This is a genomic window from Bacillus sp. JZ109, from assembly GCF_053903135.1.
Window position 1 is genome coordinate 1 of sequence record NZ_CP096388.1, and the last position, 23,182, is coordinate 23,182.

The window sequence follows — 23,182 nt, forward strand, 5'->3', positions numbered from 1 at the left end:
AGCCTATCCACATGTGGACAGACTGTGTATGACTTCCGAAAAGTTATTCACACTTTCCCCGATTGATCCCCGGTCCTGCTATTTAAGCTGTTCTTTAATTTCTTTTACATGCTGCTGAAGCTGTTCATCATCTGCCAGCAGTTTTGAAATTTTTTCATGCGCATGAATAACGGTCGTATGATCACGTCCTCCAAACTCTTCACCGATTTTAGGAAGAGAGGAATCAGTCATTTCCCTTGATAAGTACATGGCGATTTGACGCGGAAAAGCTACTGACTTTGTCCGTTTTTTTGCTTTGAAATCCTCGAGTTTAATATTAAATTGCTGGCCTACTACCCTCTGAATTTCTTTTATCGTAATGACTTTTGGTTTTGAGGAAGGAATAATATCTTTCAACGCCTCAGCGGCCAGATCAGCATTAATATCTTTATTAATTAAAGATGAATAAGCGACAACTCTGATTAATGCTCCTTCGAGTTCCCGAATATTGCTGTCGATTTGATTCGCGATGTAAAGCATAACCTCGTTCGGAATATCGAGGCCTTCTGCTTTGGCTTTTTTTCTTAAAATTGCAATTCTCGTTTCTAGATCAGGCGGTGTGATATCTGTAATAAGTCCCCATTCAAAACGTGAGCGCAATCTGTCTTCAAGTGTCGGAATTTCCTTTGGCGGCCGGTCACTTGAAATGACGATTTGTTTGCTTTCTTCGTGTAATGTGTTAAATGTATGGAAAAATTCTTCCTGGGTTTGTTCTTTCCCCGCTAAAAATTGAATATCATCTATCAAAAGCACATCAACATTTCGATAGCGATTGCGGAAGTCGACGGCTTTATTATCTCGGATAGAGTTGATGAATTCGTTTGTAAATTTCTCAGAAGACAGATAAACCACTTTGGCAGAAGGATTATGATCTATTACATAATGGCCGATCGCATGCATTAAGTGTGTTTTCCCTAAGCCGACGCCCCCATAGATAAATAAAGGGTTGTAAGCTTTCGCGGGCGCTTCCGCTACTGCGAGGGAAGCAGCATGTGCAAATCGGTTTCCAGATCCGATGACAAAAGTATCAAAAGTATATTTTGGATTGAGCATATTTTGAGGAAAATCAGATGTATCTTCTTTGACCGCTTTTTTGACTTGCGGTTTCGGCATAAAGTCCTCAACATCTTGATTTTGAGGAATGACAAACTTAATGCTCAATTCTTCCCCGGTTAATTCATATATAGTATCTGCAATCAGATGCAAGTATCTGGACTCCAGCCAGTCTCTGGCAAATTCATTGGGAGCCGTGATTGTTAATGTATCGCCTTGCAGTGAGTGGGCTTTGGTTGACTTCATCCAAGTCTCAAAACTCGGTTTGCTCAACTTTTTTTCGATTTGAGCAAGGGCTTGGTTCCACAGGTCTAATATATTTTCCATCTTCCGGCACGTCCCTCCTTTTCTTAGAAAATGGCGTCTTTCTCTGTTATAGAACACAAAAAAAGAGCAAATGGCGCTTACCATTCGTACACATTAAATGTTGAAAACATATAATATAGTAGATAAATAGCTTTTCGACAAATTTCACAACTTGTGGACAACCTTCTACACAAGCTGTGTGAAATCAATCCACAACTTATCCACACTTTGTGGATAAAGAGGAAAGGTAGGATTAGTAATCAAGAGTTAAAACACAAATATAATACCAAAATAAACGAGAGCTTGCAATGGTTGTCACAATCTTATCCACAAAGCGGACAACCTGTTGAAAAAACCTTGTCCACAGGGGTTGGTAATGTGAAAATGTTGTCGATAACCTCTGTGGATACTAAAAAAATCAGAAAAAGATATCCACATGCGTGATTTTAGGGGCAAATTGTTTGAATTTGTCTTTTTTCCGTAAAATTAAGGAATCTAAAAAATAAGGTTTCGAAAGTTGAAAAGGTATGGTATCCTATTATGGTTGCAAGAAATAAAAGCACTAGTGAAGTTGACAATGAATAGGTAACGCAAATATAATAAGTAAGACTGTCTTTAACAGCTATTCCTCGAGGGAGGTGTCATAAATGAAAAGAACATTCCAACCGAATAACCGTAAACGCAGCAAAGTTCATGGCTTCAGAAGCCGTATGAGTTCAAAAAACGGTCGTCTAGTTTTAGCACGCCGTCGCCGCAAAGGCAGAAAAGTATTATCAGCTTAGGCCACTGAATAATGTCAGTGGTCTTTTTTCACGTTATGGGAAAAGATAGATGTGATGCGTAATGAACCGGGGCATGCTTCCTGGTTCAGATGCATCTCATGTTCATAATAAATTTTAAAAGTTTCTGCCAGCCAGTATCGGAGTGAGTCATTTGAAGAAGCGAAATCGTTTAAAGAAAAATGAAGATTTTCAAAAAGTGTTTAAACATGGGACATCAGTTGCAAACCGCCAGTTTGTCTTATATACGCTTGATCAGCCTGAAAATGATGAACTGCGTGTCGGGCTTTCCGTCAGCAAAAAAATTGGCAATGCCGTGATGCGAAATCGGATCAAACGTTTGATTCGGCAGGCCTTTCTTGAAGAGAAAGAGAGACTGAAGGAAAAGGATTACATCATTATTGCCAGAAAACCGGCGAGCCAGCTGACATATGAGGAAACGAAAAAAAGTCTGCAGCATCTATTCAGAAAGTCTTCATTATATAAGAAATCTTCGTCAAAGTAGGCATCACCACTGCTTTCTTACAACTTTTAAAAGCGCTTCCTTTCTGGTTGATCAGAAAAAGACACCATTTAAAACTGAAAGATGCTAAAATACATACAAGTATGCTTTGCAATAAAAGAGTGTAAAGATTAATTATAGGAGGAAATGTTGTTGAAAAGGAGAATAGGGTTGCTATTAAGTATGGTTGGCGTATTCATGCTTTTGGCTGGATGCTCGAGTGTGAAAGAGCCGATCACTGCAGATAGTCCGCATTTCTGGGACAAGTACGTAGTATATCCATTGTCTGAGCTCATTACGTATGTAGCGAAATTGACGGGAGATAACTACGGGCTTTCAATTATTCTAGTTACCATTTTAATTCGTTTATTAATTTTACCGCTGATGATTAAGCAGCTGAGAAGTTCGAAAGCGATGCAGGCTTTACAGCCGGAAATGCAAAAGCTTAAAGAAAAATACAGCTCAAAGGATCAAAAAACGCAGCAAAAGCTTCAACAGGAAACAATGGCTTTATTCCAAAAGCATGGTGTCAATCCATTGGCGGGATGTTTCCCGATTTTGATCCAGATGCCGATTTTAATTGGATTCTATCATGCGATCATGAGAACCCAGGCGATTTCAGAGCATAGCTTCTTATGGTTTGACTTAGGAGAAAAAGATCCTTACTATATTCTTCCTATCGTTGCCGGTGTCGCTACATTTGTTCAGCAAAAACTGATGATGGCTGGCAATGCGCAGCAAAATCCGCAAATGGCGATGATGCTTTGGATTATGCCAATTATGATTATCGTATTTGCGATCAACTTCCCGGCGGCTCTTTCTCTTTATTGGGTAGTCGGTAACTTGTTTATGATTGCGCAAACTTTCCTCATTAAAGGACCTGATATTAAAAAAAATCCTGAGCCGCAAAAAGCCGGAGGAAAGAAAAAGTGAGGAATGTGACTGCTGCAGGGCGAAATGTCGATGAAGCAGTACAGTCCGGATTGCAAGAGCTGGGATTAACGAAGGATAAGGTAGAAATTACTGTTATTGAAGAGGGAAACAAAGGGTTTCTCGGTATTTTCGGCAAAAAGCCTGCGATCGTAAAGCTGGTTGAAAAGATTGATCCGATTCAGCAAGCGAAGTTATATCTTCAAACGATCGCCGAAGCCATTGCCGGGAAGTCTGATGTGACTGTTCAAGAAAGCAAAAAGACAGTGAGATATCATATAACAGGTGAAAAGGCAGCATTGTTGATTGGGAAAAGAGGACAAACCTTAAACGCCCTTGAAACTTTGACACAGCTTGCCCTTAACCGTTATCCAGGCCAATACAAAAATGTGACGGTGGATGCAGAAAACTATCGTTTGAAAAGAAAAGAAACACTGAGCCAGCTGGCCATCAAGCTTGCTGACCAAGTTTTGAAAACGAAAAAATCCATCCAGCTTGAGCCTATGCCGTCCAGCGAAAGAAAAATTATTCACGATACTCTTTCTGGATATGCAAACCACCAGATCAAAACATATTCAATGGGTGAAGGCGAAAATCGTCATCTCGTTATTTCCCATAAAAGATAGCATAAAACCGAAGTCCGATAAAAATTGGATTTCGGTTTTTTTGTATCCGAAAAATCTACTTTTCCTAGTAATATCAAGGTTTTGCCGTTTAAGTTTTTTCTTTTTAGGTGTATCCTGTTGATAAAAAGGAAGTTCAGGAAATAAAATTAATTGTTATTCACATGTGGATAAGTTAAAGTAATAAGGGACGAATTTCTATTTCTGTGGATAACAAATCTTCCACTTCGAACCAAACTATGTTATCTTTTAGTTTTGGCATAATAAAATTTTTTTATATAGATGAAGTATAAGTAAAGAGAGGTGAACAACATGGATACAATTGCGGCAATTTCCACACCGATGGGAGAAGGCGCGATTGCGATTGTACGGTTGAGCGGACCAGAAGCCATTCAAATCGCAGATAGAATTTATAAGGGACCAAAGGGGAAAACACTCAGCTCGGTCGAATCACATACGATTCATTATGGTCATATCGTAGACAGACCTTCGGATCGTGTCGTTGAGGAAGTAATGGTATCAGTGTTAAAAGCGCCGAGAACTTTTACACGGGAAGATGTTATCGAGATAAACTGTCACGGGGGAATTGTGACTGTGAACCAAGTGCTTCAGCTCGCATTGAGAGAGGGAGCGAGACTGGCAGAGCCTGGCGAATTTACGAAACGTGCGTTTTTAAACGGGCGTATCGATCTTTCACAGGCGGAAGCGGTTATGGACTTAATTAGAGCGAAAACGGACCGGGCAATGAACGTTGCTATGAATCAAATGGAAGGGCGTCTTTCTGCTTTGGTGCGCCGTTTGCGCAGTGAGATTTTAGAAACACTGGCCCATGTTGAGGTGAATATCGATTATCCGGAGTATGATGATGTAGAGGAAATGACGCATCAGATTTTAGTCGAAAAGGCAACCGCCGTGAAAAAGGAAATTGAGGCGCTGCTGAGGACTTCTGAGCAAGGAAAAATCTTGCGTGAAGGTCTTTCTACCGTCATTATCGGCCGGCCAAACGTAGGAAAATCATCTCTTCTGAACAGCCTCGTTCATGAGGCAAAAGCCATCGTAACCGATATTCCCGGAACGACACGGGATGTGATTGAGGAATACGTGAATGTAAGGGGCGTCCCGCTTCGTCTGGTTGATACAGCAGGTATTCGTGAAACAGAGGATATTGTTGAGCGAATCGGTGTTGAACGTTCTCGCCAGGTCCTAAAGGAAGCGGACCTGATTTTACTTGTGCTTAATTATAGTGAAGAGCTTTCTGAAGAAGACGTGAAGCTTTTTGAAGCCGTTGAGGGCATGGATGTTATCGTGATTTTGAATAAGACTGACCTTGAGGCGAAGATTGACACTGAACGTGTCCGTGAGCTTGCCAATGGACGTCCAGTTGTTACGACTTCTCTTTTAAAAGAGGAAGGCATTAATGATCTGGAAGAAGCAATTCAATCGCTGTTCTACACGGGTGCTATTGAAAGCGGGGATCTGACTTATGTCAGCAACACGCGTCACATCTCTATTTTACAGCAAGCAAAACGCGCCATTGAAGATGCGCTTAGCGGCATCGAACAGGATGTCCCGATCGACATGGTGCAAATTGACCTTACAAGATGCTGGGAGCTTTTAGGGGAAATCATTGGAGATTCTGTCCACGAAAGCTTAATTGATCAGCTCTTTTCTCAATTCTGTTTAGGAAAATAATTAAAGGAGGAACTAGAATCATGGGGTATGAAGCAGGCCAATACGATGTGATTGTGATTGGCGCCGGGCATGCCGGTGTTGAGGCTGCCCTCGCATCTGCACGCCAAGGCGCCAAAACGCTTGTCTTGACCATCAACCTAGATATGGTTGCATTTATGCCATGTAATCCGTCTGTCGGCGGCCCCGCAAAAGGGATTGTCGTCCGCGAAATTGACGCGCTCGGCGGAGAAATGGGAAGAAACATCGATAAAACGCATATTCAAATGAGAATGCTGAATACAGGAAAAGGTCCTGCGGTTCGTGCTTTGCGTGCGCAAGCAGACAAATTCCAATATCAGCACGAAATGAAAAATACGCTTGAAAAGGAACCAAACTTAACATTGCTGCAAGGAATTGTGGAGCGGCTGATCGTTGAAGACGGCGAATGCCGAGGCGTTATTACACAAACAGGCGCACATTATCGTGCGAAAGCAGTTGTCATGACAACAGGGACATATTTAAGAGGACGTATCATTCTTGGCGATCTGTCTTACTCAAGCGGCCCGAATAACCAGCAGCCTTCTATTAAGCTTTCTGAGCATTTGGAGGAACTCGGTTTTGACCTTGTTCGTTTTAAAACAGGTACGCCGCCTCGCGTTAAAAGCGACACGATTGATTACAGCAAAACGGAAATTCAGCCTGGTGACGATGTGCCTCGCGCTTTCTCATATGAAACAGTGGAATATATCACAGATCAGCTCCCTTGCTGGCTGACATATACAAGCCCTGAGACACATGAGATTATTGACAGCAACCTGCACCGTTCACCGATGTATTCCGGTATGATCAAAGGTACGGGCCCAAGATACTGCCCATCCATTGAAGATAAAGTTGTACGATTTAATGATAAACCGCGTCACCAGATCTTCCTTGAGCCGGAAGGCAGAAATACACAGGAAGTCTATGTCCAAGGTTTATCTACAAGTCTTCCAGAAGACGTACAGCAAAGAATGCTTGCAACGATTCCTGGACTTGAAAACGTGCAAATGATGAGAGCCGGCTATGCGATCGAGTATGATGCAATCGTACCGACACAGCTCTGGCCGACACTTGAAACAAAAAAAATCACAAACCTTTACACTGCAGGTCAAATTAACGGAACTTCCGGTTATGAAGAAGCTGCGGGACAAGGGATTATGGCGGGAATCAATGCAGGACGAAAAGCGCTTGGAAAAGAAGAAGTGATTTTAAGCCGTTCTGACGCCTATATTGGTGTTCTGATTGATGACCTTGTGACAAAAGGTACCAATGAGCCATATCGTCTTTTGACATCACGTGCGGAATACAGATTGCTGCTTCGCCATGACAATGCTGATTTGCGTCTGACAGAAATCGGACACCGCATTGGATTGATTTCTGATGAGCGCTATGCGGCTTTTGAGAAGAAAAAAGCGGCGATCGAGGCGGAGAAAAAACGTCTTCATTCTGTAATTATCAAGCCGTCTCCGGAAAATCAAGAATATATCCGTTCTCTTGGCGGAAGCGAATTGAAAGATGGAGTTCGCGGCACAGACTTGATGAAGCGTCCTGAAATGAACTATGAAACAGTCACAAAACTGGCGCCGCCAGAAGTGCCAGTTCCTCAAGACGTGGCAGAACAAGTAGAAATCCAAGTGAAATATGAAGGATATATTGAAAAATCTCTTCAGCAAGTGGAAAAACTGAAGAAGATGGAAAATAAAAAAATTCCAGATCGAATTGATTATGACGCAATTAAGGGGATTGCGACCGAGGCGCGTCAAAAACTGAAAAATGTACGGCCTTTGTCTGTTGCCCAAGCTTCCCGCATTTCCGGTGTAAACCCGGCGGACATTTCAATTCTATTGGTGTATTTAGAGCAGGGACGCATTGCGAAGATAGCCGAATAGAAAGGATGACGGCATGAATATTGAAGAATTCACTTCTGGTTTGGCGGAAAAAGGGATCTCCCTTTCTCCCCGTCAGCTGGAGCAATTTGAGCTGTATTACGACATGCTGGTTGAATGGAACGAAAAAATCAATCTGACTTCAATAACAGAGAAAAAAGAAGTGTATTTAAAGCATTTTTATGATTCCATTACAGCTGCTTTTTATGTCGACTTCAATCAGGTGAACACGATTTGTGATGTCGGAGCGGGAGCGGGTTTTCCAAGTCTGCCGATAAAAATATGCTTTCCGCACCTCAATGTCACAATCGTGGATTCACTGAATAAACGGATCACGTTTTTAGAAAAGTTATCTGAGGCTTTGCAATTGGAGAATACAACATTCTGCCATGACAGAGCTGAAACGTTCGGGCAACGGAAAGACGTGCGTGAAAGCTATGATATTGTGACAGCGCGAGCAGTTGCGAGATTATCTGTTTTGAGTGAGCTTTGCTTGCCTCTGGTGAAGAAAAACGGTTTATTTGTTGCTTTAAAAGCCGCATCAGCTGAAGAAGAACTGAATGCAGGCAAAAAAGCAATCACGACGCTTGGAGGAGAACTTGAGAATATCCATTCTTTTAAGCTGCCTATTGAAGAAAGCGATCGTAATATTATGGTGATACGCAAAATAAAAAATACACCTAAGAAGTATCCAAGAAAACCGGGAACTCCTAATAAATCGCCAATTGAAGGGTAATTTAGACAGCCTGATATGACAATACCATCATATTTTCATCAAAATTGATGGATGTACAGCAGGAAAAACCATGAGAAAATAGAATTATAAAAATGGCAGTTTTTAAAGGTGGTGTAGGTACATGAAGCATTCATTCTCTCGTTTCTTCGGGCTTGGTGAGAAGGAACAGGAGCCGGAGATTGCTGAACATGATACAAACAAAGAAGAGATTCTGGAAATACCGGTAAATGCTATCGTTCCCAACCGTTTTCAGCCACGCACCATTTTCTCAGATGAAAAAATCAAAGAGTTAGCAATGACCATTCATACACACGGCATTATTCAGCCGATTGTTGTTAGGCATACAGAAGAAGAAGGCCAATACGAACTCATTGCAGGTGAAAGACGCTGGAGAGCGGTGCAATCGCTTGAGTGGGAAAAGATTCCGGCAATTATTAAGGATTTTTCCGACACGGAAACCGCTTCTGTGGCGTTAATCGAAAACTTGCAGCGGGAAGAACTGTCTTCTATTGAGGAAGCGCATGCTTATGCTAGGCTGCTTGAGCTGCATGATTTAACACAGGAGGCACTCGCACAGCGCTTAGGAAAAGGGCAGTCTACAATCGCGAATAAGCTTCGGTTATTAAAGCTGCCTCAGCCGGTCCAAGAGGCGATTATGGAGAAGAAAATCACCGAGCGCCATGCCAGAGCACTGATTCCGCTGAAACAGCCTGAGCTCCAAGTCACACTGCTCACAGAGATTATTGAGAAAAGTTTAAATGTAAAGCAGACAGAAGACCGCGTGGTGAAAATGCTGGAGCAAGGCCAGAGAAAGCCAAAGCCGAGACGCAAAGCATTCAGCAGAGATACAAGAATTGCGATGAACACGATTCGCCAGTCACTATCAATGGTGGAAGACAGCGGTGTAAAATTGAATACGGAAGAAGAAGAATTTGAAGAATATATTCAATTAACGATTCGCATACCAAAATAGAAGCTCTCCTGAAAAGCAGGAGAGCTTTTTATATTTTTAATAAAAGGTAATCACTTACTTTTAGTGAATATTATTATATTAGAATTCTTTTCTTTGAGCTTGTGGATAAATTCTTCAGATTTTTGCGGTGAAATCACTGCATGTCCCCATCCCCCCTGATAATATATTGTGATGGCATGGCGAGAGCCGATCAGACGAAAACCGGACCACAGTTTCTTTTTTTGAACGACTTTATCGATGTTTTCATAAGGAATTTGATGTTTGATCAATCCGGCTTTAATGATCAGATGGTGTTCCTTCAATACATATTTTAGGTCAATAAAGCTCCAAATGATGAGTCCATTTAAAAGAGTCAGCAGAATAAAAATGATCCAGCCGGAAACTCTCATAGTTCCCAGCACAAAAGGAACAATGGCATCTGCTTGTATCAGTAATATGAGAAACACAATCATCAGCGTAACGGGTACATCTCTCTTCGTTTGATAAACCATTTTCTCACCATCCTGTTTCTACGTTCTGTACTGTGACTTCTTCTTTTTTTCTTTAAGAAATTCCTTTTTTAAGTCAAAAAAACATAGAAATTGCAGAATTTATAAGAGAAAGCATAAAGCGTGCTTGAATTTTCAATTATTTCCCTTCTGATTCGGAACAAAATGATGAAAAAAATGAAACGCTTTAATCTTTTTTTGATAGAATAGAAGCAAGATAGTACATGTTCATGTGAAAGTAGGTGACATCGTGGGAAAAATCATAGCAATTACGAACCAAAAAGGCGGGGTCGGCAAAACAACGACGTCTGTCAACCTTGGGGCATGTTTGGCTTACATAGGGAAAAGGGTTCTGCTGGTAGATATTGATCCGCAGGGAAATGCGACAAGCGGATTAGGGATTGAAAAAGCCGATGTAGAGCAGTGTGTGTACGATATTTTAGTAGATGATGCAGATGTAATAGATATTATTAAAGCAACGACAGTAGAGAACTTGGATGTGATTCCTGCGACGATTCAGCTTGCAGGGGCTGAGATCGAGCTGGTTCCTACAATATCAAGAGAAGTGAGATTGAAGAGAGCGCTTGAAGCAGTAAAGCAAAATTATGATTATATTATCATTGATTGTCCGCCGTCATTGGGCTTGCTGACGATTAACGCCCTTACTGCCTCGGATTCCGTTGTGATTCCTGTACAGTGCGAATATTATGCCTTGGAGGGTCTCAGCCAGTTATTAAATACAGTACGTCTTGTGCAAAAGCATTTGAATACTGATTTAATGATTGAAGGTGTATTGCTGACAATGCTTGATGCCCGGACAAACCTTGGCATTCAAGTGATTGAAGAGGTTAAAAAGTATTTTAGGGATAAAGTATATAAGACAGTTATTCCGCGTAATGTCCGTCTGAGTGAGGCACCGAGTCACGGAAAACCCATCATTTTATACGATCCGCGGTCAAGAGGTGCGGAAGTATATTTAGATTTAGCAAAGGAAGTGGCTGCGAATGGCTAAAGGCCTTGGAAAAGGGATTAATGCGTTATTTAATCAGGTAGATTTGTCTGAAGAGACAGTTGAAGAAATTAAAATTGCCGATTTACGCCCTAATCCTTATCAGCCAAGAAAACACTTTGATGACGAGGCATTAGCTGAACTAAAAGAATCTGTGTTGCAGCATGGCATTCTTCAGCCGCTTATCGTCAGAAAATCTTTAAAAGGCTATGATATTGTTGCGGGTGAACGGCGTTTTCGAGCGGCAAAGCTGGCAGGTTTAGATACAGTTCCGGCCATTGTCCGTGAATTATCAGAGGCGTTAATGAGGGAAATTGCTTTATTAGAAAACCTTCAGCGTGAAGATCTATCTCCGCTTGAAGAGGCTCAGGCATATGACTCCTTGCTGAAACACTTAGATCTCACGCAAGAGCAGCTTGCCAAACGTCTTGGAAAAAGCAGACCGCATATTGCGAATCATTTAAGACTGCTGACACTGCCAGAAAATATTCAGCAGCTTATTGCCGAAGGTACGCTTTCTATGGGACATGGACGCACGCTTCTTGGCTTAAAAAACAAAAATAAGCTTGAACCGCTGGTACAAAAAGTGATTGCGGAGCAGCTCAATGTTCGCCAGCTTGAGCAGCTGATTCAGCAGTTGAATCAGAATGTTCCACGTGAAACAAAGAAAAAAGAACCTGTGAAAGATGCGGTTCTAAAAGAACGAGAATCCTATCTCCAAAATTATTTTGGAACAACAGTTAATATTAAAAGACAGAAGAAAAAAGGCAAAATCGAAATTGAATTTTTCTCTAATGAAGACCTTGACCGGATTTTAGAGCTTTTGTCTGAACGAGAATCATAAATGAAAAAACCATCTTTCAAACGAAGATGGTTTTTGTTTTATATGCGCCCAGTGAGCCTTTGCAGCGGGTTAATGCGTTCTTGCCTCCACTCTGTCCGATCTGTTAAACTCAAACCTTCCGCTAGAACATTTGCCATATTCATGACCAAGTTGAGTCTAGTATTTTGCAATACAAAATATTCCATGAAACCGCTAACATTCACGATTCCGTTAATATGAAGATCTCCCACTTCAGGAAGGTCTTTTTGTACACCGGCTCCGGGCTTTAATGGCCCGTCCCCGATTTGAAATGAACCCACACTCTTAACGCGGCCTAAGCATGCATCGACTGCTATAACAAATGGGTTTTTATGTAATTTATGAATGTCATTGATTTTATCCTTCATGTTCACAGCATGGACGGGGTCAGATAAGGTTCCGTAGACATGGAATCTGGTGAGCTGCATCTGTTTGAGTTTCATTCCTACGAGCGGGCCTAATGAGTCACCGGTTGAACGGTCTGTTCCGATACAAACCACGACAATTGGTTTGCCGGCAGCTTTACGTAAGGATGAAGAAAGGATGGTTTGGATTTGTTTTGCCGCTGCAGCATCTGTATGTGAAACATATTGCTTTACTCGTTCCTGAGAGGAAAAAAGCCCGCCTTTTCGATTCATGGGTTTCACTTCCTTGTTATAGTAGGTAACAGAATTGCTATGGTGTGTGTAGTTATGTAAGGTTGTTTACAGTATATCCAGCAGTATGATTTTTTATGCTTTGTGTATGGCACCGGAGATTTTAAAAAAGTAGAGGGCATGATATGAATGGTTAGTGGACGATTACAAGTATTGTCCCCCATTGCCTCGATCATGATCAAGCAATGGTCTGCTTATGAAACACTTGAATAGGTAGGAATGGTTAGAAAAAAGTGAAGAGTGAAGTTCACTTCTTCATTCCGCGGACAAACAAATAAATATCTCTTTTTAGATTGCCGTATTAGCAGTCTTTTTTTATGTGTATTTCGTATGATAATTTAAACTTGTGTTCAAATGTCTATGAAAATATGGCATGTTTGCTTTCCTTTATTTATATAGTAACAATAACGGGAACAAGCTGAACTTTGTCTATGAGGTGATAGTGTTGTGGAGAGCCGGAATGAAGTGGATGCTGCTCATATTAGGGAGCCTGATCGGGGCCGGATATGCGAGCGGTCAGGAGATATGGCAGTTTTTTGGGGCGGAAAGCGGACTTGCTATTGTGCTGTTTACAATTATGTTCATTTTCTCGTCTTATATTGTGATGAAAATCAGTTTTAAAGTTCAATCCACTCATTTTCTGCCGGTTCTGGAGCATTTAATGGGGCCATGGCTGGCGAAAATTTATGATGTCCTCATCATTTTTTATTTGTTTTCGACGACTATGGTGATGATTGCCGGAGGCGGTGTGACCCTGCAAATGTACAAGCTTCCTTTCTGGTGGGGAATCACACTGATTTGCATCGTGACAGTGTGTTTGTTTTTGTGGGATGTGAAAGGAATATTATCTATAAATAGTATTTTAATTCCTGTGTTAGTAGCGGGGCTTTTATATGCGCTGATCTCCTTTCAGAGCACACATCACCATACGTGGACGATTGATTTGTCCCAACAGTATAACTGGCCTGCGAGCATTACGTTTACCTCTTTAAACATCCTTTCAGTTGTTGCGATTTTATCCTCTGTTGGGAAAGAGATGAAAGGGCTCGGAGAAGCAAAAATCGCAAGTGTGGCAAGCGGTCTTATTTTTGGCGTGATCTCATTTGTTTATAATGAAACGTTGGTGGAGCTGGCGGGCTCCCTTTCTCAGTTTGAAATACCGCTGTTTGCCGTTCTGGAGGGTGCGCCTTATTTCCTTTTTTTATGTATGACGGCGGTGCTGTGCCTGGCGATTTACACGACGACGGTAGCTGGTTTGCTGGGGCTGTCCAGCCGGCTGATGGCGTTTATTCATATGCCGAGATGGATGATTGTGTTGATTTTGTTAGTGTTAATGGTACCTTTTACTTCTTTCGGATTTTCTGATTTGATCGCGTTCTTGTATCCGATATATGGGATGCTCAATTTGTATTTGTTAGTTTGTCTGCTCTTATATCCTATTTTGAGTAAATGGAAATAAGAGGATGTATTTCTTTTCGGGTATCTTGATTGCTCTTATGATCAGTTTTTTTGTACAATAGATACAGCAGTTTAGGAAAAGAGGTGAAGGGTCTTGGCGGATAAAGACTTTGGCCTGAATGATATCGTAGAAATGAAAAAACCGCATCCATGCGGAGCGAACAGCTGGAAAATTATACGCATGGGAATGGATATTCGAATTAAGTGTGAGGGATGCTCTCACAGTGTTATGATTCCGAGAAGAGAATTTGAAAGAAAACTAAAAAAAGTACTAGTCAAGCATGAGGAGCCTACTTCATAAATAGGCCGACACTCATGCTTTTTCATATAGAAGGTAAGGAGAAGACGGCGATGAGCAAAGTGCATCAGTCGGCATGTCCGCTGAATTGTTGGGACAGCTGCGGCTTTTTGGTGACTGTTGATGATGGAAAGGTAACAAAAGTGGACGGAGATCCAAACCATCCGATTACGGAAGGTAAAATCTGCGGCCGCGGCAGAATGCTTGAGACAAAAACAAATTCGCCTGATCGGCTTCGCTATCCAATGAAAAAACAAAATGGTGAGTTTGTGCGGATTTCTTGGGAGCAGGCACTTGATGAAATTGCCGATAAACTTCGGGAAATCAAGGAAACGTCGGAGACGACTGCTGTTTTGCACAGCCATGATTATGCGAATAACGGTCTGTTAAAAGCGCTTGATCAGCGTTTTTTTAATGGATATGGCGGCGTGACCGAAATCGTCGGAAGCATATGCTGGGGCTCCGGCATCGAGGCGCAAAGCTGGGATTTTGGCCGTTCGTACGGTCACGGACCGCTTGATATTTACAACAGCAAGCATGTTGTTGTGTGGGGAAGAAATGTATCAAGAACAAATATGCACTTATACCATCACTTGCAGCAGGTGAAAAAGAAGGGCGCCACGATTACGGTGATTGATCCGATCTTCAACCCGACTGCTAAGCTTGCCGACCGCTATATCTCTGTAAAGCCTGGAATGGACGGCTGGCTTGCGGCAGCCGTTTTGAAGGTTCTGATTGAGATGGGAAGAACGGATGAAACGTTTATTTCTGAGCATTCTGTCGGTTTTGATGATGTGAAAGAGCTTTTGAAGACCGTTTCTCTGGAAGAGTTTATTGTGAAAACAGAAACTTCTATGGAGGAGCTGGAGTATTTGGCAGGTTTGTATGCTGATGGTCCGGTGTCTACTTTTATGGGGCTTGGCATGCAGCGATATAAAAACGGCGGGGGAACGATTCGTTGGATTGATGCACTTGTTGCGGCAAGCGGAAATGTCGGAATTAAGGGCGGCGGCGCGAATTTCGGAAATGTCCAGATTGGTGAGAGCTTTGCAAAAACAAAGCTGACGCTGCCGGAATTAAAAACAACATCCCGTTCTTTTTCAATGATGACACAGGCTGAAGAAGTGTTGACCGCTGCTGATCCTGCGATTGAGATGATTATTGTGACGTGCGGAAATCCGCTGACTCAGGTGCCGAATACAAATAAGGTGAGACAAGCTTTTGAAAAGGTTCCAATGACGGTCGCGATTGATTCTATTATGACGGATACCGCAAAGCTGTGTGATTATGTTTTGCCGACTGCCACTGTTTTTGAAGAAGAAGATATCTACTATTCCAGTATGTATCATCATTATGTTCAGTACGGGAAGAAGCTTGTGGAGCCGCAGGGTGAAGCGAAGTCGGACAGGTGGATCTGGTCAGAGCTTGCAAAACGTCTTGGGTTTGGCGAGCTGTTTGAATACAGCACTCAAGGATTTTTAGAGATGGGGCTTTCTTCATTGGAAGCAGAGGATGTGACACTTGAGCGTTTAAAAGAAAAAGGCCACCTCCCTCTTCCAGTAAAACAGGTGCCGTGGGATGATTATCAGTTTTTGACGCCGAGTGGAAAATTTGAATTTACTTCGTCGCTAGCTGAGCAAAAAGGATTTAGCGGCTCGCTTCAATTAAATGTGCCCGAAGAATCTGTTTTCCATAATGAGGAGTTAGCTGGAAAGTACCCTTATACGCTCTTATCCATTCATCCGCAGCGTTCCAATCATTCACAGCATGTGCCGTTTATTGAAAAGCTTCAGCACGTTCAGGTCGATATTTCTCCAGATATAGCGGCTGGGCAGGATCTTCAGGATGGAGACGAAGTTGTCATCTTTAATGACCGCGGAAGCTTGAAGGGCAAGGTGAAAGTGATGAAGCAGGCTCATGCGAAGACGATTAATATAGATGAAGGCATGTGGGCGGCTTTTGGAGGGTCAGTCAATGCACTGACAAATGATACAAATTCTGATAATGGAATGGGAAGTACGCTTTTTGACTGTTTAGTAGGCTTGAAAAAAGCATAATCAAAGGGATTGGCAGGCTGAAAATGCTTTTTTGTCAGCTTGTCTTTTCCAGTGAACCTCCTTATAATTGCTCTAGGTTCAAAATACGTTCATACAATGACGGTTTTATATAGAGGAGATGAAAGAATGGCTTTAACAGCTGGAATTGTTGGTTTGCCGAACGTCGGAAAATCAACACTATTTAACGCAATTACACAGGCCGGTGCCGAATCAGCCAACTACCCGTTCTGTACAATTGATCCGAACGTGGGAATTGTAGAGGTACCGGATGATCGTCTGCAAAAGCTGACTGAGCTGGTCAACCCGAAGAAGACTGTGCCGACTGCTTTTGAATTCACTGATATTGCAGGGATTGTAAAGGGCGCATCTAAAGGAGAAGGACTCGGCAACAAGTTCCTATCTCATATTCGCCAAGTTGACGCGATTTGCCACGTTGTCCGTGCTTTTTCCGATGACAACATTACACACGTTTCCGGAAAGGTTGATCCGATTGATGACATTGAAACGATCAACCTTGAGCTGATCCTCGCTGATATGGAAACGGTTGAAAAGCGGATTACACGCGTCAGCAAGCTTGCGAAGCAAAAAGATAAAGACGCTGTATTTGAGTTTGAGATTTTATCTAAACTGAAAGAAGCGTTTGAGAGTGAAAAGCCTGCTCGATCTGTAGAATTCACTGAAGAGCAGCAAAAGCTTGTGAAGCAGCTCCATTTACTGACTTCGAAGCCTATTTTGTACGTGGCCAACGTAAGTGAAGATGAAGTTGCTGATCCATCTGGCAATGAAAATGTAGCGAAGATTCGCGAGTACGCTGCCGGCGAAAATGCAGAAGTTATCGTTGTATGTGCAAAAATCGAATCTGAAATCGCTGAGCTTGAAGGCGAAGAAAAGCAAATGTTCTTGGAAGAGCTGGGCATTCAAGAATCAGGTCTTGATCAGCTGATCAAAGCGTCTTACTCTCTTCTCGGCCTCGCAACATATTTCACAGCCGGAGAACAGGAAGTCAGAGCTTGGACATTCAAAAAAGGCATGAAAGCCCCTGAGTGTGCAGGAATTATTCATAGTGACTTTGAGCGGGGCTTCATTCGTGCTGAGACAGTTGCTTATGAGGATCTTCTTGCGGGCGGCGGTATGGCAGGAGCTAAAGAGGCAGGAAAAGTCCGCCTTGAAGGGAAAGAATATGTGGTCCAAGACGGAGATGTTATTCATTTCCGATTTAATGTATAGGATGCAGTTGTAAAGGGACAAGAGCTTTGGTATAATATAAAATTGTGAGTAATAGAATTATTGCTCCTTGCCCATTATGGGCCGCTTAGTCCAAAAGGAGGTGCAAACAGATGAGAAAGTACGAAGTTATGTACATTATCCGCCCAAACATTGACGAAGAGTCTAAAAAAGCAGTTATCGAGCGTTTCAACAACGTTCTGACTTCTAACGGTGCGGAGATCACTGGAACAAAGGATTGGGGTAAACGTCGTCTTGCTTACGAAATCAACGATTTCCGCGACGGTTTCTACCAAATCGTAAACGTTCAATCTGACGCTGCGGCAGTTCAAGAATTTGACCGTCTAGCTAAGATCAGTGACGATATCATTCGCCACATTGTTGTTAAAGAAGAAGAATAAGCAATTTTGAAATATATAATGGTAAAAGGTGGTCTTTCTTATGCTTAACCGAGTTGTATTAGTCGGAAGACTGACAAAAGACCCAGAGCTTCGTTATACGCCAAACGGTGCGGCTGTTGCTACGTTTACTCTTGCTGTGAATCGTACATTTACGAACCAGTCCGGAGAACGTGAGGCCGATTTCATTAATTGTGTCACTTGGAGAAGACAAGCCGAAAACGTTGCAAACTTCTTGAAAAAAGGAAGCCTTGCAGGCGTAGATGGCCGTTTACAAACAAGAAACTATGAAAACCAGCAAGGACAGCGTGTCTTCGTGACAGAGGTCCAAGCTGAAAGTGTTCAATTTCTTGAGCCGAAAAACGGCGGCGGTTCTGGTTCAGGTGGATACAACGAAGGAAACAGCGGCGGAGGCCAGTACTTTGGCGGAGGCCAAAATGATAATCCATTTGGGGGAAATCAAAACAACCAGAGACGCAATCAGGGGAACAGCTTTAATGATGACCCATTTGCCAACGACGGCAAACCGATTGACATCTCGGATGATGATCTTCCATTCTAATGTGATTATCGCCTAAAATGAAAAAGAAAGGAGGGAAATGACAATGGCAGGAGGACGCAGAGGCGGTCGTGCGAAACGCCGTAAAGTGTGTTATTTCACTTCTAACGGTATCACGCACATCGACTACAAAGATGTAGATCTTCTTAAAAAGTTTGTTTCTGAGCGCGGTAAAATTTTACCACGTCGTGTAACTGGAACAAACGCTAAATACCAACGTAAATTGACTGCAGCGATCAAACGCGCACGTCAAATGGCTTTACTTCCATACGTAAGCGGTGAGTAAGCTGATACGTAAAGAGCAAGGACCTTTGGGTTCTTGCTCTTTTTTATAGGGGGGAGGATGAAACATGAAGTTGATTTCATGGAATGTAAACGGCCTGCGGGCTGTGATGAGAAAAATGGATTTCCTCTCTTATTTGAAAGAAGAGGATGCAGATATTATATGTCTTCAGGAAACGAAGATACAGGACGGCCAGGTTGATCTCCAGCCTGAAGGCTATCATGTGTACTGGAATTATGCAGTGAAAAAAGGATATTCCGGCACAGCTGTTTTTTCTAAGCAAGAACCGCTGCAGGTCATTTACGGTATCGGAGTAGAAGAGCATGACCAAGAAGGCAGAGTGATTACGCTGGAATTTGAAAACGTGTTTGTGATGACTGTTTACACGCCCAATTCCAGAAGGGGATTAGAGCGGATTGATTACCGCATGCAATGGGAAGAGGCTTTATTGTCTTATATTCTTGAATTGGATCAGAAAAAACCAGTGATTTTATGCGGTGATTTGAATGTAGCCCATCAGGAGATTGATTTGAAAAATCCAAAGGCGAACCGGAATAACGCTGGATTTTCAGATCAAGAAAGAGGGGCATTCACTCGTTTCTTAGAAGCTGGCTTTGTTGATTCTTTTCGTCATGTTTATCCTGATCTTGAAGGCGCTTATTCCTGGTGGTCGTATCGTGCCGGCGCCCGGGACAGAAATATTGGATGGCGGATTGATTATTTTGTTGTTTCTGAAAGCCTTAAGGAACAGATTGAAGATGCCAGCATATCAGCGGACGTCATGGGTTCCGACCATTGTCCTGTTGAACTTATCATCAATATATGATGAGATAGCAGTAAGGATTTTACACTTACTGCTTTTTTTATATGAAAAGGAGAAAGAGATGGCAAATATAAAAGAGATCGCAAGACTGGCAAATGTATCTGTTTCGACTGTCTCGCGTGTATTGAATCATCATCCGTATGTATCTGAAGAAAAGAGAAAGCTTGTTCATCAAGTCATGAAGGAATTGGATTATACACCAAATCGAACCGCAATCGATCTCATTCGCGGGAAAACCCATACAGTCGGTGTGATTCTGCCTTATAGCGATCATCCCTGCTTTGATAAAATCGTTAACGGAATCACCAAGGCGGCTTTTCAGCATGAGTATGCAACGACCCTTCTCCCCACCAATTATAACCCCGATATTGAAATCAAATATTTAGAGCTGTTAAGAACGAAGAAAATAGACGGTCTCATCATTACTTCCCGCGCCAATCATTGGGACAGCATTTTAGCTTATCAGGAATATGGGCCGGTCATCGCTTGTGAGGATACCGGAGACATTGATGTCCCTTGTGCTTTTAATGACAGAAAAGCTGCTTATGCAGAGAGCTTTCGCTATTTAAAGAGCCGCGGGCATGAGAATATTGCTTTTACGTGTGTCAGAGAAGCTGATAGGAGCCCGAGCACGGCTGATAAAGCTGCGGCCTATAAAGCTGTCTGCGGAAGGTTGGAAGACCGCCATATGCTGTCCGGATGCAACGATATGAATGATGGTGAGCTGGCAGCTGAACATTTTTATATGAGCGGGCGGGTTCCGACTGCTATTTATGCAAATAGTGATGAAGTGGCAGCTGGAATTCATCTATTTGCCAAAAAGAATAATTGGGATGTTGAAATCATAGGCGAGGGAAATACTTCTATCAGCCGTGTTCTTGGTTTTCCGTCGCTTGATTTGAATCTTGAGCAGCTCGGCATCGCAGCATTTTCTCTATTTTTGCAGGATGAGCCCGCTGATATCAAAATTCAGCATAAATTTAAGAAAAAAGCTTGAACTGAAATGCATTTCATACCTTATAACTTCATTGAAGGCGAAGGAGGAGGAAGAAATGCAGATTGAACATACAGCGGTCTGGGTCAATGATTTAGAGCGAATGAAGTCTTTTTATGAATCGTATTTTAATGGCGAAGCGAATGATTTGTATCATAATGAGAAAAAAGATTTTAAGTCTTATTTTATTACGTTTGATTCCGGAGCAAGGCTGGAGATTATGAAAAAAGGGAATGTGACCGATCCGCCCTCACAAACAATGACAGGCTGGGCACATATTGCCTTTTCCGTTGGGAGCCGGGAGAAAGTTGACGAACTGACTGATCGATTGAAGGCGGATGGTTTCGCAGTAGTAAACGGCCCGAGGACAACAGGAGACGGCTACTATGAAAGTGTGATTGAGGATGATGAAGGAAATTTGATCGAGGTTACAATCTGACATGGAGTGACTTACATGCTGAGGACAGAAAAAGAAAAAATGGCAGCCGGAGAATTATACAATTCGGAAGATCAACAACTATTACTAGAACGCAAGCATGCGAGACAGCTGATTAGACAATATAACGAAACACCGGAAGATGATGCAGTGCGGACGGAGCTTTTGAAGGAGCTGCTCGGTTCGGTTGGGGATCAAGTCACGATTTTGCCGACATTCCGCTGTGATTATGGCTATCACATTCATATCGGAGATCATACATTTGTTAATTTTGACTGTGTCATTTTAGATGTGTGTGAGGTGCGTATCGGCCGTCATTGTTTGATTGCGCCAGGTGTACATATCTACACGGCCGGTCATCCTCTTGATCCAATCGAAAGGAAATCCGGGAAGGAGTTCGGTAAGCCTGTGACAATTGGAGATCAAGTTTGGATTGGAGGCCGGGCGGTGATTAACCCGGGAGTGACAATCGGTGATAACGCAGTGATTGCGTCTGGATCTGTTGTCACTAAGGATGTACCCGCTAATACTGTTGTAGGCGGAAACCCCGCAAGGACTTTGAAGCAATTGTAATGAGATCAGTGCGGCAGATCCGCACTGACTTTTTTAAATCTGTTTTGCATTCGTATTAGGACCGAAGAAGATTAACAGCAAGGAGCATGCGAGCCAACAGCCCCCAATAAATAAGAAGACGCTGATATAGCCGAGCTGAACGGCAATAAATCCGACAAGCAATGAGCCAAAAATGTTTGAAAAACGGCCAAGACCATAGGCTAAACCGCTGCCAGACGAGCGGTATTCAGTCGGATAAGGTTCAGATGTATAGGCGTATAAGTTCGAGGTAAAGACCCGTTCTGTGATATTCACGATAAAACCAAATACAATGATCATGATGGGAATAAAAGTCATACCATATAAGAGCCCGGCGATGGCCGTCAGAAACGCACTCGCAGCTAAAATCCATTTTCTTTGAAATCTTTCGGAAATCATGGAGCCGAGCAGTGCGCCAAGTGGAGCGCCGACGGAATGCAATACGTTATACCATAATGTATTTTCCATGGTTACGCCATTGCTTTTTAGCAGGCTTGGAACCCATGAAGCAAATCCGTAAAACCCAAACGTTTCAAAAATCCATACAGCAGATAATACGATGGTGATTTTGAGGTTTCTGCCTTTCAATAAGCCGGCGTAACCTGCATTCTGCTTAACAGTTTCGCTTACTTTAGGCTGGGATGCTGCCGGAAGCGGGCCCTTCTCCTTTTCAACCTGTGCCTCAATTCGATTGAGGATCGCATCGGCTTTCGCATATTCCCCGCGATTTTCGTGCCACCGAGGCGACTCTTCCAGCCGTCGAATAAAGAAAAAATAAATAAGGCCGACGGCACCCCATACAAACACAAGCCTCCATCCCCATGAACCAAGAGGAATGACAAAGGCAGACACAATGTTGGTGATCGGAACCCCAATCAATCCAATCATGGCACAAAAAGAAATATATTTTCCACGTACACTTGAAGGGAAAAATTCCGCCAAATAGCTATTCGTAATGACCATGGCGGCTGCAACGCCAAATCCGGTGAGGAAACGGAATGTCATTAAAGATGGAATGTCCCATGCCGCAGCATTGCATAGCGATGCGATTGAGAAAACAAAGACAAATAGATTTAAGGCTTTTTTGCGGCCGATTCGATCGGACAGCCGTCCGCCCAGTGAAGCGCCTAAAAACATGCCTAAAAACGAAGCAGCCGTTACGTTAGCAATAGTTGAAAGTGGGATGCCCCAATGTTCAATCAGTGCCGGCGCTACATTGCTGAGGGTAAATAAATCTGCGAGATCAAAGAAATAAACAATGCCGAGAGCGGTTAACACTTGGAAATGAACGCGTGAAATCGGAAGGCGGTCTAAACGATTCGCTACGTTTGAGAAAGGATGTGTATTCTTTTGTTTGAAGATCGTATTCATAAAAAACCCCCTTTTAAGTAGTAAGAAAAGACTGAAAATTCTCCTCTTGGGACTATTATAAGTATCTTGGTTCATTGGCAACAGAGTTCAAATCACTAGATGGAAGAACTAAATTCACACTTTATATTTTAATTATGC

General features: G+C 42.5%; 25 protein-coding genes. 21 read left to right on the forward strand and 4 right to left on the reverse strand.

The window, feature by feature from the left end; all coding sequences use genetic code 11:
- Positions 1-78 precede the first annotated feature (78 nt).
- Complete coding sequence (dnaA, locus tag M1D94_RS00005) at positions 79-1,419, reverse strand: chromosomal replication initiator protein DnaA (RefSeq protein ID WP_003242674.1); 1,341 nt, start codon at positions 1,417-1,419, stop codon at positions 79-81.
- Positions 1,420-2,045: 626 nt separating this feature from the next.
- On the opposite strand from dnaA, the gene rpmH reads away from it, so the two are divergent.
- From rpmH to noc, 8 genes are all read left to right on the forward strand, one after another.
- Entirely contained in the window at positions 2,046-2,180 is a 135-nt protein-coding gene (rpmH, locus tag M1D94_RS00010; RefSeq protein WP_003178075.1) for a 50S ribosomal protein L34, read from the forward strand.
- A 151-nt stretch (positions 2,181-2,331) separates the two neighbouring features.
- Positions 2,332-2,682: a ribonuclease P protein component gene (gene rnpA / locus M1D94_RS00015; protein ID WP_003242628.1), complete on the forward strand. Its 351-nt coding sequence runs from the start codon at positions 2,332-2,334 to the stop codon at positions 2,680-2,682.
- A 144-nt stretch (positions 2,683-2,826) separates the two neighbouring features.
- Positions 2,827-3,612 carry a YidC family membrane integrase SpoIIIJ gene (gene spoIIIJ / locus M1D94_RS00020; protein ID WP_010886648.1) on the forward strand — a complete coding sequence of 262 codons (786 nt, stop codon included), beginning with the start codon at positions 2,827-2,829 and terminating at the stop codon, positions 3,610-3,612.
- The gene (gene jag, locus M1D94_RS00025) at positions 3,609-4,235 is read left to right on the forward strand and encodes an RNA-binding cell elongation regulator Jag/EloR (RefSeq protein WP_003243764.1); all 627 of its coding nucleotides are present in this window, start codon (positions 3,609-3,611) and stop codon (positions 4,233-4,235) included. Before spoIIIJ ends, jag begins: the two co-directional genes overlap by 4 nt.
- Before the next feature lie 309 nt (positions 4,236-4,544).
- The gene (gene mnmE / locus M1D94_RS00030; RefSeq protein ID WP_029318519.1) at positions 4,545-5,924 is read left to right on the forward strand and encodes a tRNA uridine-5-carboxymethylaminomethyl(34) synthesis GTPase MnmE; all 1,380 of its coding nucleotides are present in this window, start codon (positions 4,545-4,547) and stop codon (positions 5,922-5,924) included.
- A gap of 20 nt (positions 5,925-5,944) precedes the next feature.
- A complete protein-coding gene (gene mnmG / locus M1D94_RS00035) occupies positions 5,945-7,831 on the forward strand; it encodes a tRNA uridine-5-carboxymethylaminomethyl(34) synthesis enzyme MnmG (RefSeq protein ID WP_003226825.1) in 1,887 nt (628 codons plus the stop codon).
- A gap of 13 nt (positions 7,832-7,844) precedes the next feature.
- Positions 7,845-8,564 carry a 16S rRNA (guanine(527)-N(7))-methyltransferase RsmG gene (gene rsmG, locus M1D94_RS00040; protein ID WP_015250777.1) on the forward strand — a complete coding sequence of 240 codons (720 nt, stop codon included), beginning with the start codon at positions 7,845-7,847 and terminating at the stop codon, positions 8,562-8,564.
- A gap of 121 nt (positions 8,565-8,685) precedes the next feature.
- Positions 8,686-9,537, forward strand: coding sequence for a nucleoid occlusion protein (gene noc, locus M1D94_RS00045; protein ID WP_003226829.1), 852 nt, complete (start codon positions 8,686-8,688; stop codon positions 9,535-9,537).
- A 50-nt stretch (positions 9,538-9,587) separates the two neighbouring features.
- On the opposite strand, the gene M1D94_RS00050 is transcribed toward noc, so the two are convergent.
- Complete coding sequence (locus M1D94_RS00050) at positions 9,588-10,028, reverse strand: PH domain-containing protein (protein WP_321541379.1); 441 nt, start codon at positions 10,026-10,028, stop codon at positions 9,588-9,590.
- Positions 10,029-10,275: 247 nt separating this feature from the next.
- Between M1D94_RS00050 and soj the strand changes: the two genes are divergently transcribed.
- Both soj and spo0J read left to right on the forward strand, forming a co-directional pair.
- Positions 10,276-11,037, forward strand: coding sequence for a sporulation initiation inhibitor protein Soj (gene soj, locus M1D94_RS00055; protein WP_003219244.1), 762 nt, complete (start codon positions 10,276-10,278; stop codon positions 11,035-11,037).
- The gene (gene spo0J, locus M1D94_RS00060; protein WP_003226832.1) at positions 11,030-11,878 is read left to right on the forward strand and encodes a stage 0 sporulation protein Spo0J; all 849 of its coding nucleotides are present in this window, start codon (positions 11,030-11,032) and stop codon (positions 11,876-11,878) included. The genes soj and spo0J overlap by 8 nt, the downstream gene beginning before the upstream one ends.
- A 38-nt stretch (positions 11,879-11,916) precedes the next feature.
- Here spo0J and yyaC read toward each other — a convergent pair whose 3' ends face one another.
- Positions 11,917-12,534 carry a spore protease YyaC gene (yyaC, locus tag M1D94_RS00065; protein ID WP_003226834.1) on the reverse strand — a complete coding sequence of 206 codons (618 nt, stop codon included), beginning with the start codon at positions 12,532-12,534 and terminating at the stop codon, positions 11,917-11,919.
- A 460-nt stretch (positions 12,535-12,994) separates the two neighbouring features.
- On the opposite strand from yyaC, the gene M1D94_RS00070 reads away from it, so the two are divergent.
- From M1D94_RS00070 to M1D94_RS00120, 11 genes are all read left to right on the forward strand, one after another.
- Positions 12,995-14,011, forward strand: a complete 1,017-nt coding sequence (locus tag M1D94_RS00070) for a YkvI family membrane protein (RefSeq protein ID WP_010886647.1) — start codon at positions 12,995-12,997, stop codon at positions 14,009-14,011.
- A 93-nt stretch (positions 14,012-14,104) separates the two neighbouring features.
- On the forward strand, positions 14,105-14,311 hold the full coding sequence (locus M1D94_RS00075; RefSeq protein ID WP_003226838.1) for a DUF951 domain-containing protein: 207 nt from the start codon (positions 14,105-14,107) through the stop codon (positions 14,309-14,311).
- Between the two features lie 50 nt (positions 14,312-14,361).
- On the forward strand, positions 14,362-16,365 hold the full coding sequence (locus M1D94_RS00080; RefSeq protein WP_424934842.1) for a molybdopterin-dependent oxidoreductase: 2,004 nt from the start codon (positions 14,362-14,364) through the stop codon (positions 16,363-16,365).
- A gap of 126 nt (positions 16,366-16,491) precedes the next feature.
- Positions 16,492-17,592: a redox-regulated ATPase YchF gene (ychF, locus tag M1D94_RS00085; protein WP_003242727.1), complete on the forward strand. Its 1,101-nt coding sequence runs from the start codon at positions 16,492-16,494 to the stop codon at positions 17,590-17,592.
- Between the two features lie 110 nt (positions 17,593-17,702).
- Positions 17,703-17,990, forward strand: a complete 288-nt coding sequence (gene rpsF, locus M1D94_RS00090) for a 30S ribosomal protein S6 (RefSeq protein ID WP_003244064.1) — start codon at positions 17,703-17,705, stop codon at positions 17,988-17,990.
- Positions 17,991-18,030: 40 nt separating this feature from the next.
- Positions 18,031-18,549 (forward strand): single-stranded DNA-binding protein SsbA, encoded by a 519-nt coding sequence (gene ssbA, locus M1D94_RS00095; protein ID WP_003219228.1) that lies wholly within the window; start codon positions 18,031-18,033, stop codon positions 18,547-18,549.
- Between the two features lie 43 nt (positions 18,550-18,592).
- Complete coding sequence (gene rpsR / locus M1D94_RS00100; protein WP_003219224.1) at positions 18,593-18,832, forward strand: 30S ribosomal protein S18; 240 nt, start codon at positions 18,593-18,595, stop codon at positions 18,830-18,832.
- A 64-nt stretch (positions 18,833-18,896) separates the two neighbouring features.
- Positions 18,897-19,655: an exodeoxyribonuclease III gene (xth, locus tag M1D94_RS00105; RefSeq protein ID WP_064671669.1), complete on the forward strand. Its 759-nt coding sequence runs from the start codon at positions 18,897-18,899 to the stop codon at positions 19,653-19,655.
- Between the two features lie 58 nt (positions 19,656-19,713).
- Positions 19,714-20,649 (forward strand): transcriptional regulator CcpB, encoded by a 936-nt coding sequence (gene ccpB, locus M1D94_RS00110; protein WP_015250783.1) that lies wholly within the window; start codon positions 19,714-19,716, stop codon positions 20,647-20,649.
- 55 nt (positions 20,650-20,704) lie between these two features.
- Entirely contained in the window at positions 20,705-21,085 is a 381-nt protein-coding gene (locus M1D94_RS00115) for a VOC family protein (RefSeq protein WP_424934843.1), read from the forward strand.
- Positions 21,086-21,100: 15 nt separating this feature from the next.
- The gene (locus M1D94_RS00120) at positions 21,101-21,655 is read left to right on the forward strand and encodes a sugar O-acetyltransferase (RefSeq protein WP_424934844.1); all 555 of its coding nucleotides are present in this window, start codon (positions 21,101-21,103) and stop codon (positions 21,653-21,655) included.
- A 33-nt stretch (positions 21,656-21,688) separates the two neighbouring features.
- Here the strand turns inward: M1D94_RS00120 and M1D94_RS00125 are convergent, their stop codons facing one another.
- Positions 21,689-23,044, reverse strand: a complete 1,356-nt coding sequence (locus tag M1D94_RS00125) for an MFS transporter (RefSeq protein WP_043858416.1) — start codon at positions 23,042-23,044, stop codon at positions 21,689-21,691.
- Between the last annotated feature and the right edge of the window lie 138 nt (positions 23,045-23,182).

Bases quoted from the DNA above. Each gene is read 5' to 3' on its own strand.
- dnaA (WP_003242674.1), bottom strand. From the start codon at position 1,419: ATGGAAAATATATTAGACCTGTGGAACCAAGCCCTTGCTCAAATCGAA.
- M1D94_RS00080 (WP_424934842.1), top strand. From the start codon at position 14,362: ATGAGCAAAGTGCATCAGTCGGCATGTCCGCTGAATTGTTGGGACAGC.
- yyaC (WP_003226834.1), bottom strand. From the start codon at position 12,534: ATGAATCGAAAAGGCGGGCTTTTTTCCTCTCAGGAACGAGTAAAGCAA.
- M1D94_RS00115 (WP_424934843.1), top strand. From the start codon at position 20,705: ATGCAGATTGAACATACAGCGGTCTGGGTCAATGATTTAGAGCGAATG.
- mnmG (WP_003226825.1), top strand. From the start codon at position 5,945: ATGGGGTATGAAGCAGGCCAATACGATGTGATTGTGATTGGCGCCGGG.
- M1D94_RS00050 (WP_321541379.1), bottom strand. From the start codon at position 10,028: ATGGTTTATCAAACGAAGAGAGATGTACCCGTTACGCTGATGATTGTG.
- xth (WP_064671669.1), top strand. From the start codon at position 18,897: ATGAAGTTGATTTCATGGAATGTAAACGGCCTGCGGGCTGTGATGAGA.
- M1D94_RS00125 (WP_043858416.1), bottom strand. From the start codon at position 23,044: ATGAATACGATCTTCAAACAAAAGAATACACATCCTTTCTCAAACGTA.
- ychF (WP_003242727.1), top strand. From the start codon at position 16,492: ATGGCTTTAACAGCTGGAATTGTTGGTTTGCCGAACGTCGGAAAATCA.
- rpsR (WP_003219224.1), top strand. From the start codon at position 18,593: ATGGCAGGAGGACGCAGAGGCGGTCGTGCGAAACGCCGTAAAGTGTGT.
- spoIIIJ (WP_010886648.1), top strand. From the start codon at position 2,827: ATGTTGTTGAAAAGGAGAATAGGGTTGCTATTAAGTATGGTTGGCGTA.
- noc (WP_003226829.1), top strand. From the start codon at position 8,686: ATGAAGCATTCATTCTCTCGTTTCTTCGGGCTTGGTGAGAAGGAACAG.
- rpsF (WP_003244064.1), top strand. From the start codon at position 17,703: ATGAGAAAGTACGAAGTTATGTACATTATCCGCCCAAACATTGACGAA.
- M1D94_RS00120 (WP_424934844.1), top strand. From the start codon at position 21,101: ATGCTGAGGACAGAAAAAGAAAAAATGGCAGCCGGAGAATTATACAAT.
- ssbA (WP_003219228.1), top strand. From the start codon at position 18,031: ATGCTTAACCGAGTTGTATTAGTCGGAAGACTGACAAAAGACCCAGAG.
- spo0J (WP_003226832.1), top strand. From the start codon at position 11,030: ATGGCTAAAGGCCTTGGAAAAGGGATTAATGCGTTATTTAATCAGGTA.
- rsmG (WP_015250777.1), top strand. From the start codon at position 7,845: ATGAATATTGAAGAATTCACTTCTGGTTTGGCGGAAAAAGGGATCTCC.
- rpmH (WP_003178075.1), top strand. From the start codon at position 2,046: ATGAAAAGAACATTCCAACCGAATAACCGTAAACGCAGCAAAGTTCAT.
- mnmE (WP_029318519.1), top strand. From the start codon at position 4,545: ATGGATACAATTGCGGCAATTTCCACACCGATGGGAGAAGGCGCGATT.
- ccpB (WP_015250783.1), top strand. From the start codon at position 19,714: ATGGCAAATATAAAAGAGATCGCAAGACTGGCAAATGTATCTGTTTCG.